Below are 13,852 nucleotides of genomic sequence, written 5' to 3'. Positions count from 1 at the left end.
AAAGGAGGGTCTGCATGGCCGGGTCCTGGCCGAACACGTCTGCAGTTCCCACGGAGCCCGCGTGTGAGGTTTGCGTTCGCCGCGGACCGGTTAGGTTGGGAGTATGCAGGCGCCGGAGATCCTTGGCGGCCGCTACGAGTTGGGGCGCGTTCTCGGCCGCGGTGGTATGGCCGAGGTCCGTGACGCCTGGGACAAGCGGCTGGGCCGACCCGTGGCCGTCAAACTCCTCTATCCCGCAGTCTCCGTCCAGCCCGACACCCGCAGGCGCTTCGCCACCGAGGCGCGTGCCGCCGCCGCACTCAACCACCCGCATGTCGTCGCCGTCCACGACACCGGAGTGCACGAGGGCAGGCACTACATCGTGTTGGAGCGGCTGCCGGGGCAGAACCTAGCCGACGTGCTGGCGCGCAACGGCCCGCTGTCGGCCGACCACGTGCGGGCCATCATGAGGGATGTGTTGTCGGCGCTGAGCGCCGCGCACTCGTGCGGGGTGCTGCATCGCGACATCAAGCCGGCCAACATCCTGTTCACCGAGTTCGGCGGAGTGAAGATCGCGGACTTCGGCGTGGCGAAGAGCCCGGACACGCCGCAGACGCTGACGAACCGCGTTTTCGGGACGATGGCCTATCTGCCCGCCGACCGGATCGCGGGCAGGCCGGCGACACCGAGTGACGACCTCTATGCGCTTGGCGTCGTGGCCTACGAGGCGTTGACCGCGCGGCGTGCGTACCCGCAGGAGAATCTGAGCGCTCTGGCCGACGCGATCGCCGCCGGAGCGCTTCCGCCGTTGTCGACCCTGCGGCCCGACGTCGACCCGGCGCTGGTGGCGACGATCGAACGCGCGATGGCCCGCGATCCGCGGTGGCGGTTCGCCACGGCGGAGCAGATGCGGGCGAGTCTCGACGCTCCCGCGCAACCGCCGCGCCGCACCGGCGCGGTGCTTGCGGCCGGGGCAATTCTGCTCGTCCTGGTGCTGGCCGGATTACTGGTCGCCGTGTAGCGAAATCAGCGGTCTGACCTGCGGATATAGCTTCGCTCACCGATTGGTAGCGGTCGGGTAACGATCTGCGTGTCGGGTTCAGTTCCGCAGTTTGATGGTGTATTTTGCGCGATTTTTCGTTATGTTGCTGGGCGTGGGTCGGCACTCCCTACCGAAGAAGCGGCGTCATTCGTCGGTGTACGCGTTGACCGCGCTGGCGCCCGCAGCCGTGCTGCTGATGTCTCAGAGCGATACGACGCCGGCCGCAGAGGTCGCCGAGGCTGCGCCCGTCTCCGCCCCGTCGCCCGCCCTTCCCGACCCCGCCGCGCCCTGGAACGTCGAGATCGTGGCGGCAGGCGCACCTACATCTGGACCGCCCCTCATCGTCGATGGTGGCCCGACGGCGGAGCCGGCCTCGCTGGCTTCCGCGTCGCGCTGGCGTGTGGTGAGCCGCGCGTTGCCTGCGGGAGTCGCGCCCGAACGCGGACTGCAAGTCAGGACGATCCTGACCGCGCGCAGCGTCAGCGAGGTCTTCCCGGAGATCAACAACATCGGCGGCGTGCGTCAAGACGCGCTGAGGTGGCATCCCGAAGGCCTCGCACTCGACGTGATGATTCCGAACCCGAGCTCGGAGGCCGGCATCGCACTGGGCAACCAGATCGTGGCCTACGTGCTGGACAACGCGAAGCGCTTCGGCATTCAGGACGCGATCTGGCGCGGGGTGTACTACACGCCGGGCGGTGCCCGGTCCGGCGGCTACGGCCACTACGACCACGTGCACATCACGACGACGGGCGGCGGCTATCCCGACGGCGACGAGGTCTACTACCGCTGACTTTGCACCGCGAGCGCGCGTGTCTGCCCGGCGACACGCCGCCCCAAGCGGGCATTGAGCGCGCGCTCGGTGGCGACGAGCGCGACGAAAAGGCGGAGCGCCATGGAATTTCTGGTGGACAGCAATCTCGGACTTCCGGTGAACGAGAAGCCCTGGAGCGACATCCTCGCCGGGCTCGGCGTCACGACAAGCCTCACGAACGACCTGCCGGAGCTGGACCGCAGCGTCGCACGGCACGAGCCCGACATCGTGTTCATGCCGATCTCGGATTTTCACCGTCTCCTCGCCGCAAGTGACACCTACTACCGCGGTCTTGCGGCCGTGACGTCCAAGCTCACCGGCAGCTCGAAACTCCCAAGCGTGCTCGTGGTGCGCAAAGACGATCCAGCCGAGAGCATCAGCGACTTGCCCGGCGCGACGTTCGGCTACATCAACACGTCGTGTTCGTCGAGTTACTTCTGCCCGGCAATATTGCTGAACCGCCGGGGAGACGATCTCCACGGCTTCTTCGACCTGCGCGCGACGGCGCCGTGGCAGGGACAGATCGACGCCGTGATCGACGGGACGGTGCGCGCCACGATGGTCGTCGAGGACATCTGGCGGGCGACGCCGTCCAACGCCGACACGACGAAGGTCATCGGACGGTACGACGATGCGACCGGCGCGGTGGTCGTCGTAGGGGACGGCGTCCCGGAGGGCCTGCGCAAGAGGCTTCTCGACGCACTCGTGACCTGGCACCCCGGACCGGACGCCCTTTTCGGGCCGTTCACGCGGTACCGCGACGAGGATGTCGCCGCGTTCTTCGCTGATATGGAGCGGCTGCCCGCCGGCTTCTGACGGCGGTTCTGTGGTGCCCCCAGCAGGGCTCGAACCTGCGACCTGCGGATTAAAAGTCCGTAGCTCTACCAACTGAGCTATAGGGGCAATGTCGTGTGGACTGCAAAAGGATACGGCACGCAGCCCGTTTGAGGATTTGGGTGTCCGTACCCTAAGCTATCGAAGCTCCCAACGGCATGAGAGTTGCGAGTGCCCCGGAGGAATTCGGAATAGGCCCCCATCGTCTAGTGGCCTAGGACGCCGCCCTTTCACGGCGGTAGCACGGGTTCGAATCCCGTTGGGGGTACACGCGACGACCACTACGGTGGGAGGAGCAACACAGTAAGGCCCTGTGGCGCAGTTGGTTAGCGCGCCGCCCTGTCACGGCGGAGGTCGCGGGTTCGAGTCCCGTCAGGGTCGCCATCACGGCGAGGCACTTGCAGGCAAGTGATCGGTGCCGTCCGGCCAGGTAGCTCAGTTGGTACGAGCGTCCGCCTGAAAAGCGGAAGGTCGCCGGTTCGATCCCGGCCCTGGCCACCACGACTTCAGTGCATGATGGTCTGCGATGATTCGTCTCCTCGCCTCCGCCCTCCTTTTTGCCGCGTGTGCGACGCTGGTTGCGCCTGTCGCGTCCGCGCAGCCCAACAGCACGCTCGTCGACCTCGTCGACGCCGCCACCCGCCGCCTGCAGGTCGCCGAACCGATCGCCGCCAACAAGTTCCACACCGGCGGACTGATCGAGGACCCGGCTCGCGAGCAGCAGGTCCTCGACGCGGTGTCCGCGGAGGCGACCACCCTCGACATCAACCCGGCGTACGTGACGACGGCGTTCCGCGACCAGATCGACGCTACGGTCGCGATCGAGTACACCCGGCTGGCCCAATGGAAATTCGATCCGGCCGTCGCACCCGTCGACTCGCCCGATCTGGCTTCGTCGCGCGGCGTCATCGACGCGCTCAACCGCGAGATGGTGACGCTGATGGCCGACGAGTGGGGCAAGCTGCATTCGCCGGCCTGCCGCCCCGAGCTCGACCAGGCCAAGGCGACGGTGGTGCAACAGCGCGGCCTCGATCCCCTCTACCGGCAGGCCATCGACTTCGCGACGCGCAACTACTGCCGCTAGAGCATGGGAACATGTCGGGTGACATGAAGGATTTTCGCCAGCGGCTGCTCGACGCGCTTGAGGAGTCGATCGCCGAGGACGGTTACCCGAAGACCACCGTCGCCGATATCGTGCGGCGCGCCAGGACGTCGCGTCGCACGTTCTACGAGCATTTCGACAGCAGGGAAGCATGTTTCGTTGCTCTGCTGTCGGACGCCAACGCCGATCAGATCCGGCAGATCTCGGAAGCGGTCGACCCCAGCGCCCCGTGGCAGAAGCAGGTGCGGCAGGCGATCGAGGCGTGGATCTCCTCCGGCGAGGCCCGTTCGGCGTTGATGCTCAGCTGGATTCGCGACGTGCCCTCCCTCGGAGCCGTCGCCCGCGAACTTCAGCGCGACGCCATGGACAACTTCATCGACATGGTCGGAACACTGGGCGCCACTGACGAATTCCGCGCGGCCGGCATCGGTCCCGTGTCGCGGGGGCGCATCATCATGCTGCTCGGCGGCCTTCGGGAGCTCACGGCGATCACGGTGGAGGAGGGCGGCAGGATGAGCGACGTGACCGATGAGGCCGTCGACGCGTCCATCGCTTTACTCAGCCCGCCCGGGAGCTAAGAGCTTTCGGCTTTCGCGCGTTCGAAGAGCGTGGGGTCGTGGCTGCACAGGATCCTGAGGTCGGGCTCCTGGCGCCGGTAGAGCTCGGCGAGTCGAGAGTGGTTGTCCCTGACCTTTTTTCGGTCGTTGGCGACGACCAGCTCGAAGCCTGCCAACGCTTTCGGCATCGGCGGCGTCCCTGCTTCGATCTGGCTGATGTGGAAGAACGCGTCACCGGCGTGCAGCAGCCAGCGGTCGCCCGCGTCGACGGCCACGCACGCGTGCCCGTCGGTGTGTCCGGGAAGTGACACCATCGCGAAACCGGGCCCGATCTCGGTCAGCTCTCGTGCGGCGGCGAATCCGCGCCACGGCTCACCGTCGATGTCGTGCTCGACGATCCGCGGCCCGTGTGCCCACTGCGAAGACTGGTAGCGCACCCGGTTGGCGATCGCGCGAGATCGCATGGCGCTGAACGCTTCTATCGCGGTGACGTGCACCTGGGCGTCAGGGAAGTCCGCGAGCCCACCGATGTGGTCGAAGTCGAAGTGGGTGACGATGATGTGGCGGACGTCGGACAGGGCGAATCCCAGCCGAGGGAGTTGGTATGCGGCGGTCTCTGTGCGGTCGAGCACCGGTCCGAGGACTCTGCGCCTCAGACGTCCGAACTCACCGGGATTGGCGCAATCACGGGTGCCGAAGCCCGAATCGACCAGGACCAATCCGGCATCGGACTCGACCACCAGCACGTGGCAGACCACGTCTGGCGTGGCCACGGGTCGTAGCGTTCCGCAGTTCAGATGATGAACTTTCACAAACGTCCCCCCGGCCGTTGGTTACTTCAGGTCAGTCAACGGACTCACCGGTTCGTAAGTCAAATCAGACAATGGTGTTCGCAAACCCGGGCTGCCGGGTGGGGTAATTTACGCACATGGTCCGGCCTGCTCAGACGGTGCGCTCCGAGCGTACGCGGGAAGCGCTGCGGCAGGCCGCCGTGGTGCGCTTCCTCGCTCAGGGTGTCGAGGAAACGACGGCCGAGCAGATCGCCGCCGATGCCGGGGTGTCGCTGCGCACGTTCTACCGGCACTTCGCGTCCAAGCACGACCTGCTGTTCGCCGACTACGACGCGGGCTTGCATTGGTTCCGATCCGCATTGGCGGCGCGTTCGCCCAACGATCCGATCATCGAGTCCGTGCAGGCCGCGATCATGGATTCGCCGTACGACGGCTGGGCGGTCACCAAGATCGCCACGATGCGGTCCCAGGAACTCGACGCAAGCCGCATCGTCCGCCATATCCGGCAGGTCGAAGCGGACTTCGCTGAGGCGGTCGAAGAGCACATGACCAAAACCAACGGCGCACCGCCGGGCACAGACGAACGGATGCGCATCACCGTCACCGCACGCTGCATTGCTGCGGCGGTGTTCGGTGCGATGGAGGTCTGGATGCTCGGTGACGACAGGTCGCTCCCCGAACTGGACCGGCTCTGCAGGCACGCGCTGGAACTGCTGCGCACCGGCATCGAAGGGCCTGACTGACCGCGCCGAAACTGCATTCCATGCGGCGAAACCGGCGTTCGGGCCGCGTGGAATGCAGTTTCGGCGGTGTGATGTTTTGTCATTATTGACAAAACATCACCTGCGTGCCAGCCTCAGCCCATGACGGACTTCGACGCGATCGTCGTCGGTGCGGGCCACAACGGGCTCACCGCAGCGGCACTCATGCAGCAGGCGGGGTTACGCACCCTGTGCCTTGATTTCAAGCTCTACCCCGGCGGGATGGCCTCGACCGTCGAACTCTTCGACGGCTTCCGGTTCGAGATCGCCGGCTCGGTGCAGGTGCCCACCTCGGCGATCGTCAGCGATGCGCTCGGGCTGGGAGACCTGCCGACCGTCGACCTCGACGTGATGTCGGTGCAGTTACGCGGCATCGGGGACGATCCGGTGATCTACTACACCGACCCGATGAAGCTGCTGAACCACCTCAACGAGGTGCACGGCGCCGAGGCGGTCAACGGCATGGCGGGGTTGATGGCGTGGCGTCAGGCGCCGACGAGGGCGCTGGGACGCTTCGATGCGGCGCAGGCCCCGAAGACGTTGGACGAGATGTTTGCCTGTGCCACCAACGAATTCGAGCGCCAGGCGATCAGCGACATGCTGTTCGGATCCGTCACCGACGTGCTCGACCGCTACCTTCCCGACCGCGAGAAACATGGTGCGCTGCGCGGCATGCTCGCCTTCCTCGCCGTGAACACCACGTACCGCGGGCCGTGCACGCCCGGCAGTGCTGCGGCACTGGCGTTCGGGCTCGCCGTACCGGATGAGAACGCGACGCTGATCAAGAAGTTCGTCGGCGGCATGGGTGCGGTCACCGAACACCTGTTGCAGATGTTCACCGCGGCGGGCGGAGAGTTGCGCCTGCGCAACAAGGTCGACGAGATCCTCGTCGACGACGGACACGTGACCGGGGTGCGACTGGAGGACGGGTCGACCCTGACCGCGCCGATAGTGGTGTCCAATCTCGCGCCCGACCTCACGGTCAACAAACTGATCGACGGTGGCGCCGTGCCTGCCGAACTGCGGGAGCGGTTCGCCCACATCGACCATCGGGGCAGTTATCTACAGATGCACTTCGCGCTGGACGGTCCGCCCACCTTCGCGGCACCCTACGAGGTGCTCAACGATCCCGAATACCAGTCGGCCATAGGCATTTTCACTACGCCGGAAGAACTTCAGCAGCAGTGGGAGGATTCGCACCGCGGCGTGGTGCCCGCTGACCCGGCCATCGCGCTGCAGATCCCGTCGGCCAACGATCCGAACCTGGCGCCGCCCGGCAAGCATGCCGTGTCGGCGTTCTCCCTGTGGTTCCCGCTCTCCGAGCAGCGCGCCGGCTACGGCGAACTGAAGGCCGAGATGGGGCAGCGGGTCATCGACAAGATCACCAGGCTCGCACCAGACTTCGAGAGCTTGATCCTGCGCCACACCACGTTCACGCCCAAGCACATGGGCACCATGTTCGGGGCGCCGGGGGGCGACTACTGCCACGGTCTCATCCATCCCGAGCAGATGGGCCGCAACCGTCCCGGGCCGAAAGGCTATGTGGACCAACCGCTTCCGATCGACGGCCTCTACCTGGCGAGTGCCGGCTGTCACGGCGGCCCCGGCATCACGTTCATCCCGGGCTACAACGCGGCCCAGCAGGCGCTGGCCGACCGGGGCTGACGCGAATCGGGCGCGCTCGACGACGCCGAGCGTCGTTTCGCGCGCCGGATTCACTCGGTGGCGGGGCCGCTCGGAGTGGCGCCGCCCTCGTCGGACCAGTCGTTGCCGTCGTCGTCGCCCTTGGACGGATCGGTGACCACGTCATCGTCGGTGTTCGCGGGTGCGGTGTCGGTCTCTGTGGTTTCTGGCTTGTCTTTCGTCACCGCGCTGTACTACCCCGCCACCGGCGGGTTCATTCAGCCGCGGCCGGCCTGCAGTTGAGCCATCCAGTCGGCGGGCACCCGGCCGCGGGGCCCCGGCACGGTTTCGCCGGCGGGCCTGCTCTCGGGCGGGGCCAGCTCGGGGCCGTCGTAATAGGAGTTGGTGTCGTAATTCCAGAACCAATCCTCGCCGGGCTCGAACGACCGGATGATCGGATGCCCGCTGGAACGCCAGTGCGCTGACGCGTGCTTGGCGGGGGAGTCGTCGCAGCAGCCGATGTGCCCGCACGCCGCGCACCGTCGCAGGTGCACCCACCAGCCCCCGTCGGCGTCGCACTCGACGCAGCCCGTACCGCTGGGAGGAACCGTCGGATCAACAGTGCTCACGCATGCGAGCCTACGGGTGAAGTCCCGTGATCTCGATCCGAACGCCGACCGCGGTGGTCTATGGTCTCGCCATGGCAACCAAGGATTCCCGTGAGGTCGTAATCGACGCCACCCCCGAGCAGATCCTCGACGTCATCGCCGACGTCGAATCGACGCCGGACTGGTCGCCGCAGTACCAGAAGGCCGAGGTGCTCGAGCGTTTCGACAACGGCAGGCCCAAGCAGGTGAAGATGACGGTCAAGGCTGCGGGTCTGACCGACGAGCAGGTGATCGAATACACCTGGGGCGACAACGAAGTCACGTGGACGCTGGTCTCGGCCAGCCAGTTGAAGGCGCAGGACGCCGGGTACACGCTGACGCCGGAGGGCACCAAGACGCGCGTGCGGTTCGACATTTCGATCGACCTGTCAGTGCCGCTTCCCGGCTTCATCCTCAAGCGCACGATGAAGGGCGGCGTCGAGACGGCGACCGAGGGCCTGAAAAAGCAGGTGCACAAGGTACTGAAGGAATGAGCGCAGGCCCGCTCGCGGGGATCCGGGTCGTCGAGCTCGGTGGCATCGGGCCCGGACCGCATGCGGCGATGATGCTTGCCGACCTCGGCGCCGATGTGGTGCGAGTGCGGCGCCCCGGCGGGCTCCAGATGCCTGCCGAGAACGTCGATCTGCTGCACCGCGGCAAGCGTGTCGTCGATCTCGATCTCAAGTCCGAACGTGGGAAGCTGCTCGACCTGATCGCGAAGGCCGACGTGCTGATCGACGGCTTCCGGCCCGGCGCTTGCGAGCGGCTCGGCATCGGTCCGCAGGACTGCGAAACCGTGAACTCTCGGCTGGTTTTCGCGCGCATCACCGGATGGGGCCAGCACGGTCCGCTGGCGATGTCGGCAGGTCACGACATCAACTACCTGTCGCAGACGGGCGTGCTGTCGGCCATCGGGTACCGGGACCGGCCGCCTGTCGCGCCGCTGAACCTGGTCGCTGATTTCGGCGGCGGCTCGATGCTCGCGCTGGTCGGCATCGTTGCCGCGCTCTACGAGCGCGAGCGCTCCGGCAAGGGGCAGGTGATCGATGCCGCGATGGTCGACGGGGTCAGCATGCTGTCGCAGATGGCATGGACGATGAAGGCGACCGGTGCGTTGCGTGACGAGCGCGAGTCGTTCCTGCTCGACGGCGGTGCCCCGTTCTACCGCACCTACGAGACGGCCGACGGCAGGTACGTGGCCGTCGGTGCGATCGAGCATCAGTTCTATGCGCAACTGCTCAGAGGGCTCGAACTCGACGGCGACGAGCTGCCTCAGCAACTCGATCGGTCGTCATATCCCGCGATGCATCAGCTGTTCGCCGAACGATTCGCAACCAGGACGCGCGACGAATGGGCGGAGGTCTTTGCAGGCACCGATGCCTGCGTCACACCCGTCCTGACGTGGAGCGAGGCGGCGGCCAGCGAGCATCTCCGTGCGCGCGGGACGATGGTGACTGCGCACGGCGTCGATCAGGCCGCTCCCGCACCGCGGTTCTCGCGGACCTCACCGGGTCCGGTGGGTCGGCCACCGCAGCAGACATCGCCGATCGAGCAGATCGGTTGGTAGTCGAGGTTAGCTGCAGAATCCTCTGCGCACGGCCTATTGCGTGACTACGATTTGCTCTCATGGCGGTGCGAGCTTCCAGCGAAGTGGAGATCGAAGCCCCGCCGGAGGCGATCATGGACGCCCTGGCGGACATCGAGGCGGTGGCCTCGTGGTCATCCCTGCACAAACAGGCCCAGGTGGTGGATCGTCACCCCGACGGCAGGCCGCACCACGTCAGGACGGTCGTCAAGATCATGGGTCTGTCCGACAAGGAGATGCTGGAGTATCACTGGGGTGACGACTGGGTGGTGTGGGACGCCGAGCAGACGTCTCGGCAGCGCTGTCAGCACGGCGAGTACAACCTGACCCCCGTCGGCGAGCAGCGAACACGGGTGCGCTTCGATCTGATCCTCGATCTCGCCGCGCCGTATCCGAGCTTTCTGGTGCGGCGGGCCAAGAAGATGGTGCTCGACGTGGCATTGGAAGATCTGCGCCGACGAGTCCTGGCAGCCGCGCGCTAGGTCGGCAGATCCGGTGCTCCCGTACTCTCGCGCGGTATCGCGATGCGGGTGTCACCGACGTGGTGCTGAGTCCGCTGGACCGCAGCAAGCCCGATGAAGCGCTGTGGGAATTAGCCGGGGCGCTTTAGAGCCTGCAACCTGCGGATCGCCTCGTCCAAGGTTTCGTCGCGCTTGCAGAATGCGAAGCGCACCAGGTGTTTCCACTCGTCAGCGTGCGGGGCGGTCGGGTCGCAGAATGCGGACATCGGAATTGCTGCGACACCGACCTTTTCGGGTAACTGCGCGCAGAACGATGTGCTGTCGTCATAGCCCAGCGGGCGGGGGTCCACGCACAGGAAGTACGTGCCGAAGCTGTCGAACACATCGAAGCCGATGTCGGACAGCGCCGAACCGAGCCTGTCGCGACGGGCCTGGAACGAGGCGCACAGTGCGTCGACCCAGGCGTCCTCGGTGGCCAGCGCATGTGCCACCGCGGGCTGGAACGGGCCGCCGGCGACGTAGGTCAGATACTGCTTGGCGGCACGCACGCCGGCGATGAGATCGCTTGACCCGCAGGCCCAGCCGATCTTCCAGCCTGTCGCGTTGAACATCTTTCCCGCGCTGGAGATCGTGATGGTGCGCTCAGCCATCCCGGGATAGTTGGCCAGCGGCCGGTGTTGCCTGCCGTCGAATACCAGGTGTTCGTAGACCTCGTCGGTGATCACCAGGAGGTCGGCCGACACGGCGAGTTCGGCAAGGCCGCGAAGCTCGTCATCGGAGGCGACCATCCCGGTCGGGTTGTGCGGCGAATTCACTATCAGCGCTTTGGTTTTGGGAGTGACGGCGGCGCGCAGGGCCGCGATGTCGATGGCGAATCCTCGACCGTCCTGCCGCAGGGGAATAGCGCGCCGATGACATCCGGCCATTGCGATGACGGGGGAGTAGGAGTCGTAGAACGGTTCAATGAGCAGTATTTCGGAGCCGGGTTCGACGAGGCCGAGCACCGAGGAGGCGATGGCCTCGGTGGCGCCCACGGTGACGAGCACCTCGGTGTCGGGGTCGTACTCGGTGCCGTACCGCCGCTTGCGCTGATCGGCGATCGCCTGTCGAAGTGCCGCGACGCCCAGACCGGGCGGGTACTGGTTGATGCCTTCGGCGATCGCATTTTCGGCGGCCTTGAGCATCGCAGGCGGGCCGTCCTCGTCGGGGAATCCCTGTCCGAGATTGACCGCACCGATACGCGCGGCCAGCGCTGACATCTCGGCGAAGATCGTCACTGCGTAGGGCTGCAGCCCGCGAACCGTCATGGCAGTCGAGCCTATTGGTCGTGCTCGCAATCAGGTATTCGTGGTGGGTATGCTGCTGTTCAGGTTCCCTACAATCGATTGCAGAACATGGGTCAGATAACGCTCGGAGTGTTCAGTCCCTCTGTCCTGCTCGACGTGGCCCGCAGGACCGGGGCGCTGGCAGCGGCAGGCCTGGACGTCCGTGACGTGCCGGTGCCGTCCTCACCCGCCCAGTTCACCTCGCTGCGGGCCGGTGAATTCGACGCGGTTTTCACCAGCCCGGACAACGTGCTGGCGTATCGCTTCCTACCCGCGAATCCCCTCGGCGAGCTGCTCGATGTCGAGATCGTCGCGGGCCTGGATCGAGGGCTCGGGCTGAGCCTGGCGGCGCGCCCGGGACTCGACGGGACGCCGTCGGGTGGGCGGCTGGCCGTCGATGTTCCAAACTCGGGTTTCGCGTTCGTCTGTTATGCCCTGCTGGAGGAGATCGGATCGTCGCGCGATGACTTCGAGATCGTCGCCCTCGGATCGACGCCGAAGCGCGCTGCCTCGCTCCGAGCGGGCGAATGCGACGTCACGGTGCTCAACGCGGGCAACGAGCTGACGGCCCGCGCCGGGGGGTGCGCTCTGCTCGCCGATGTCACCCTGCTCGGTCCGTACCTCGGCACCGTGCTGGCGCGGGTTCGGGACGCGCCTGGCGCCGGCGAGATCGAGCGGCTCCAGCGCGTGCTGGCCGAGGTGGCCGGACGGATCAGCGTCGGCGAACTCGACGATGTCGCAGCGGATTCCGCAAGCCGGCTGCTGCGCCTGAGCCCGGACAGTGCCGCCGAGCACGTGGCAGTTCTGCGTGACCCGTTCCGTGGACTGATCGGCGTAGCCGTCGATGTGGCGTCGCTGGAAACTCTGGTCGCATTGCGGCGCCGCTTCCTGCCCGCACCGCAACTCGATGACCTGAATGCTCGGTTCGACGAACTCGTGCGCGAAGAGGTCCTGACCGGCTGAGGTTTATTCCCGGACGGCGTACCTGGCCCGAGCGGCGCTCGTCGCCAGCGCATAGGCCACCGAGACGGCGAGCGTGAGTGCGAACAACACATCGAAGCGGTGCGCGCCAGCCGCGACGTTTCCCGCTGCTGCCCCGATAGAGGCGCCGACGAACAACGAGATCGAGAAGAACGACATGCCGATAGCGCGAGTGTCAGCCGCCGCGTCGGTCATCCAAGTCTGCATTGTGGTGTGCCCGAGAGCCCATGCCACCCCCAGCAGGATGGCCGCAGTGAGAACGGTGATCAGCGAGATATCCAGTGCCACCGCTACATAGGCGCCGATGATCGAGACGCCGGCCAGCACCATGAGGACCCACGCAGGCCAGCGTCCGAGGATCAACTTCATCAATTGGCTGGCGATGACGACCGCGGCGCCGAACGCGGCGGTCGCGGCACCCGCGACCAGGACCGTCGCGCCCGTCTCCTGCAAGGCCACCGCGAGATAGTTGAATACACCGATCAGCAATGCTCCCTCGACGACGGTGAAGATCAATATGGCTACTGCCCAACGGTTTACCGCGAGCCGTCGCACCGCGGACCCCAGCCGTTCCGCGGTGTTGCCCGTCGCTTCTCTCAGCCGCGGCAGTCCCAGCATGAGCGTGAACGCGAGCATGGCGACGGCGACGAAGGTCCATCGCCAGCCAAACCACTGCGCGATCGCGCCGGCGCCGATCGTGCCCGCCGCCAGGCCGAGCGAGATCGCAGCCGCCAAGTTCGCCGTCGCCACGGCGCGTTGTTTGAGGGTCAGGGTGTCGCCGTAGTAGATCAGCACCGTCGTGATGGTCGCTGCGAATGCACCGGCAGCGAGCGCCCGTACAACGCTGTAGCTCGCCGGATCCTGCACGAAGGCGGTGGCCAAATTGGCCAGCCCGCCGAGGCCGGTAGAGACGACGAGAACGCGGACCCGGCCATAGCGCGCCGCCAATGCACTCCAGAAGAGTTGGAAGGCTGCGTAGGACACGGCGTACACGGTCAGCGACTGACCGACCGCGTCGACCGGAACTCCCATGTCATCGGCGATGACCGGGACCAAGGGCGGCATCACCGATCGGTCGACCATCGACACGAACGCAGCCAGGATCAGGATCATCCGGCTGACCCACGCACGGAACGCCTGATGGCTTCGATGTCAGCCGGTGGCATGCGGGCTCCATACGACAAGAGGGGGTGCAATCGATTGCGGCTCACTATAGGCAGGTTCCGAGGTGGAGGGGAATGGCCGGCCTGCGGCCGCGGTGCGATGCGAGGGATCGGCCCACCTCTCGCAGTGCGACCGGCAAGCCGAAGGGTGTTGACACCCCTTGGGGGCTGTGAAATAGTTCACTGC

16 protein-coding genes and 4 tRNA genes are annotated in these 13,852 nt (G+C 66.4%); 14 read left to right on the top strand and 6 right to left on the bottom strand.

Features of this window, described 5'->3' with window-relative positions; translation table 11 throughout:
* The first annotated feature begins 103 nt into the window (after window positions 1–103).
* The 3 genes from AWC12_RS13710 to AWC12_RS13700 all read left to right on the top strand — a co-directional run bounded on the left by AWC12_RS13710 (window position 104) and on the right by AWC12_RS13700 (window position 2,651).
* Window positions 104–1,000 (top strand): serine/threonine-protein kinase, encoded by an 897-nt coding sequence (locus AWC12_RS13710; RefSeq protein ID WP_024448682.1) that lies wholly within the window; start codon window positions 104–106, stop codon window positions 998–1,000.
* Between the two features lie 133 nt (window positions 1,001–1,133).
* Window positions 1,134–1,814 (top strand): VldE C-terminal domain-containing protein, encoded by a 681-nt coding sequence (locus AWC12_RS13705; RefSeq protein ID WP_024448681.1) that lies wholly within the window; start codon window positions 1,134–1,136, stop codon window positions 1,812–1,814.
* Between the two features lie 102 nt (window positions 1,815–1,916).
* Window positions 1,917–2,651: a PhnD/SsuA/transferrin family substrate-binding protein gene (locus AWC12_RS13700; RefSeq protein ID WP_085174975.1), complete on the top strand. Its 735-nt coding sequence runs from the start codon at window positions 1,917–1,919 to the stop codon at window positions 2,649–2,651.
* 11 nt (window positions 2,652–2,662) lie between these two features.
* On the opposite strand, the gene AWC12_RS13695 is transcribed toward AWC12_RS13700, so the two are convergent.
* A tRNA-Lys gene (locus tag AWC12_RS13695) sits at window positions 2,663–2,738 on the bottom strand.
* A 126-nt stretch (window positions 2,739–2,864) separates the two neighbouring features.
* Here AWC12_RS13695 and AWC12_RS13690 point away from each other — a divergent pair.
* The 5 genes from AWC12_RS13690 to AWC12_RS13670 all read left to right on the top strand — a co-directional run bounded on the left by AWC12_RS13690 (window position 2,865) and on the right by AWC12_RS13670 (window position 4,349).
* Window positions 2,865–2,937: transfer RNA gene (locus AWC12_RS13690), tRNA-Glu, on the top strand.
* 39 nt (window positions 2,938–2,976) lie between these two features.
* Window positions 2,977–3,053: transfer RNA gene (locus tag AWC12_RS13685), tRNA-Asp, on the top strand.
* Window positions 3,054–3,093: 40 nt separating this feature from the next.
* Window positions 3,094–3,170 (top strand) — tRNA-Phe (locus AWC12_RS13680).
* A 25-nt stretch (window positions 3,171–3,195) separates the two neighbouring features.
* Window positions 3,196–3,753: a chorismate mutase gene (locus AWC12_RS13675; protein WP_085174974.1), complete on the top strand. Its 558-nt coding sequence runs from the start codon at window positions 3,196–3,198 to the stop codon at window positions 3,751–3,753.
* 23 nt (window positions 3,754–3,776) lie between these two features.
* Complete coding sequence (locus AWC12_RS13670; protein ID WP_412093772.1) at window positions 3,777–4,349, top strand: TetR/AcrR family transcriptional regulator; 573 nt, start codon at window positions 3,777–3,779, stop codon at window positions 4,347–4,349.
* Here the strand turns inward: AWC12_RS13670 and AWC12_RS13665 are convergent.
* Window positions 4,346–5,140, bottom strand: a complete 795-nt coding sequence (locus AWC12_RS13665) for an MBL fold metallo-hydrolase (protein ID WP_024448677.1) — start codon at window positions 5,138–5,140, stop codon at window positions 4,346–4,348. The genes AWC12_RS13670 and AWC12_RS13665 overlap by 4 nt on opposite strands.
* Window positions 5,141–5,256: 116 nt before the next feature.
* Between AWC12_RS13665 and AWC12_RS13660 the strand changes: the two genes are divergently transcribed.
* Window positions 5,257–5,862: a TetR/AcrR family transcriptional regulator gene (locus AWC12_RS13660; protein ID WP_024448676.1), complete on the top strand. Its 606-nt coding sequence runs from the start codon at window positions 5,257–5,259 to the stop codon at window positions 5,860–5,862.
* A 120-nt stretch (window positions 5,863–5,982) separates the two neighbouring features.
* The gene (locus AWC12_RS13655; protein WP_085174972.1) at window positions 5,983–7,545 is read left to right on the top strand and encodes a phytoene desaturase family protein; all 1,563 of its coding nucleotides are present in this window, start codon (window positions 5,983–5,985) and stop codon (window positions 7,543–7,545) included.
* Between the two features lie 50 nt (window positions 7,546–7,595).
* Here the strand turns inward: AWC12_RS13655 and AWC12_RS31095 are convergent, their stop codons facing one another.
* Window positions 7,596–7,748, bottom strand: coding sequence for a hypothetical protein (locus tag AWC12_RS31095; protein WP_165762808.1), 153 nt, complete (start codon window positions 7,746–7,748; stop codon window positions 7,596–7,598).
* A gap of 33 nt (window positions 7,749–7,781) precedes the next feature.
* Window positions 7,782–8,132 carry a UBP-type zinc finger domain-containing protein gene (locus tag AWC12_RS13650; protein WP_085174970.1) on the bottom strand — a complete coding sequence of 117 codons (351 nt, stop codon included), beginning with the start codon at window positions 8,130–8,132 and terminating at the stop codon, window positions 7,782–7,784.
* 71 nt (window positions 8,133–8,203) lie between these two features.
* Between AWC12_RS13650 and AWC12_RS13645 the strand changes: the two genes are divergently transcribed.
* Genes AWC12_RS13645 through AWC12_RS13635 form a run of 3 tightly spaced genes read left to right on the top strand, consistent with a single transcriptional unit; the run spans window position 8,204 to window position 10,217 of the window.
* Window positions 8,204–8,644, top strand: coding sequence for an SRPBCC family protein (locus AWC12_RS13645; RefSeq protein WP_085175408.1), 441 nt, complete (start codon window positions 8,204–8,206; stop codon window positions 8,642–8,644).
* A complete protein-coding gene (locus AWC12_RS13640; protein WP_085174968.1) occupies window positions 8,641–9,717 on the top strand; it encodes a CaiB/BaiF CoA transferase family protein in 1,077 nt (358 codons plus the stop codon). The genes AWC12_RS13645 and AWC12_RS13640 overlap by 4 nt, the downstream gene beginning before the upstream one ends.
* Before the next feature lie 59 nt (window positions 9,718–9,776).
* A complete protein-coding gene (locus AWC12_RS13635) occupies window positions 9,777–10,217 on the top strand; it encodes an SRPBCC family protein (RefSeq protein ID WP_024448671.1) in 441 nt (146 codons plus the stop codon).
* Window positions 10,218–10,327: 110 nt separating this feature from the next.
* Here AWC12_RS13635 and AWC12_RS13630 read toward each other — a convergent pair whose 3' ends face one another.
* Window positions 10,328–11,503 carry a pyridoxal phosphate-dependent aminotransferase gene (locus AWC12_RS13630; protein ID WP_085174966.1) on the bottom strand — a complete coding sequence of 392 codons (1,176 nt, stop codon included), beginning with the start codon at window positions 11,501–11,503 and terminating at the stop codon, window positions 10,328–10,330.
* 87 nt (window positions 11,504–11,590) lie between these two features.
* Between AWC12_RS13630 and AWC12_RS13625 the strand changes: the two genes are divergently transcribed.
* Entirely contained in the window at window positions 11,591–12,484 is an 894-nt protein-coding gene (locus AWC12_RS13625) for a substrate-binding domain-containing protein (protein WP_133057336.1), read from the top strand.
* A 3-nt stretch (window positions 12,485–12,487) separates the two neighbouring features.
* On the opposite strand, the gene AWC12_RS13620 is transcribed toward AWC12_RS13625, so the two are convergent.
* On the bottom strand, window positions 12,488–13,615 hold the full coding sequence (locus tag AWC12_RS13620; protein ID WP_085174962.1) for an MFS transporter: 1,128 nt from the start codon (window positions 13,613–13,615) through the stop codon (window positions 12,488–12,490).
* Window positions 13,616–13,852: the final 237 nt, after the last annotated feature.

It is taken from the genome of Mycolicibacterium iranicum (assembly GCF_002101705.1).
Taxonomy (GTDB): domain Bacteria; phylum Actinomycetota; class Actinomycetes; order Mycobacteriales; family Mycobacteriaceae; genus Mycobacterium; species Mycobacterium iranicum.
Note: the sequence above shows the minus strand (reverse complement) of the source record. Positions and strands in the feature narration are given on the sequence as shown.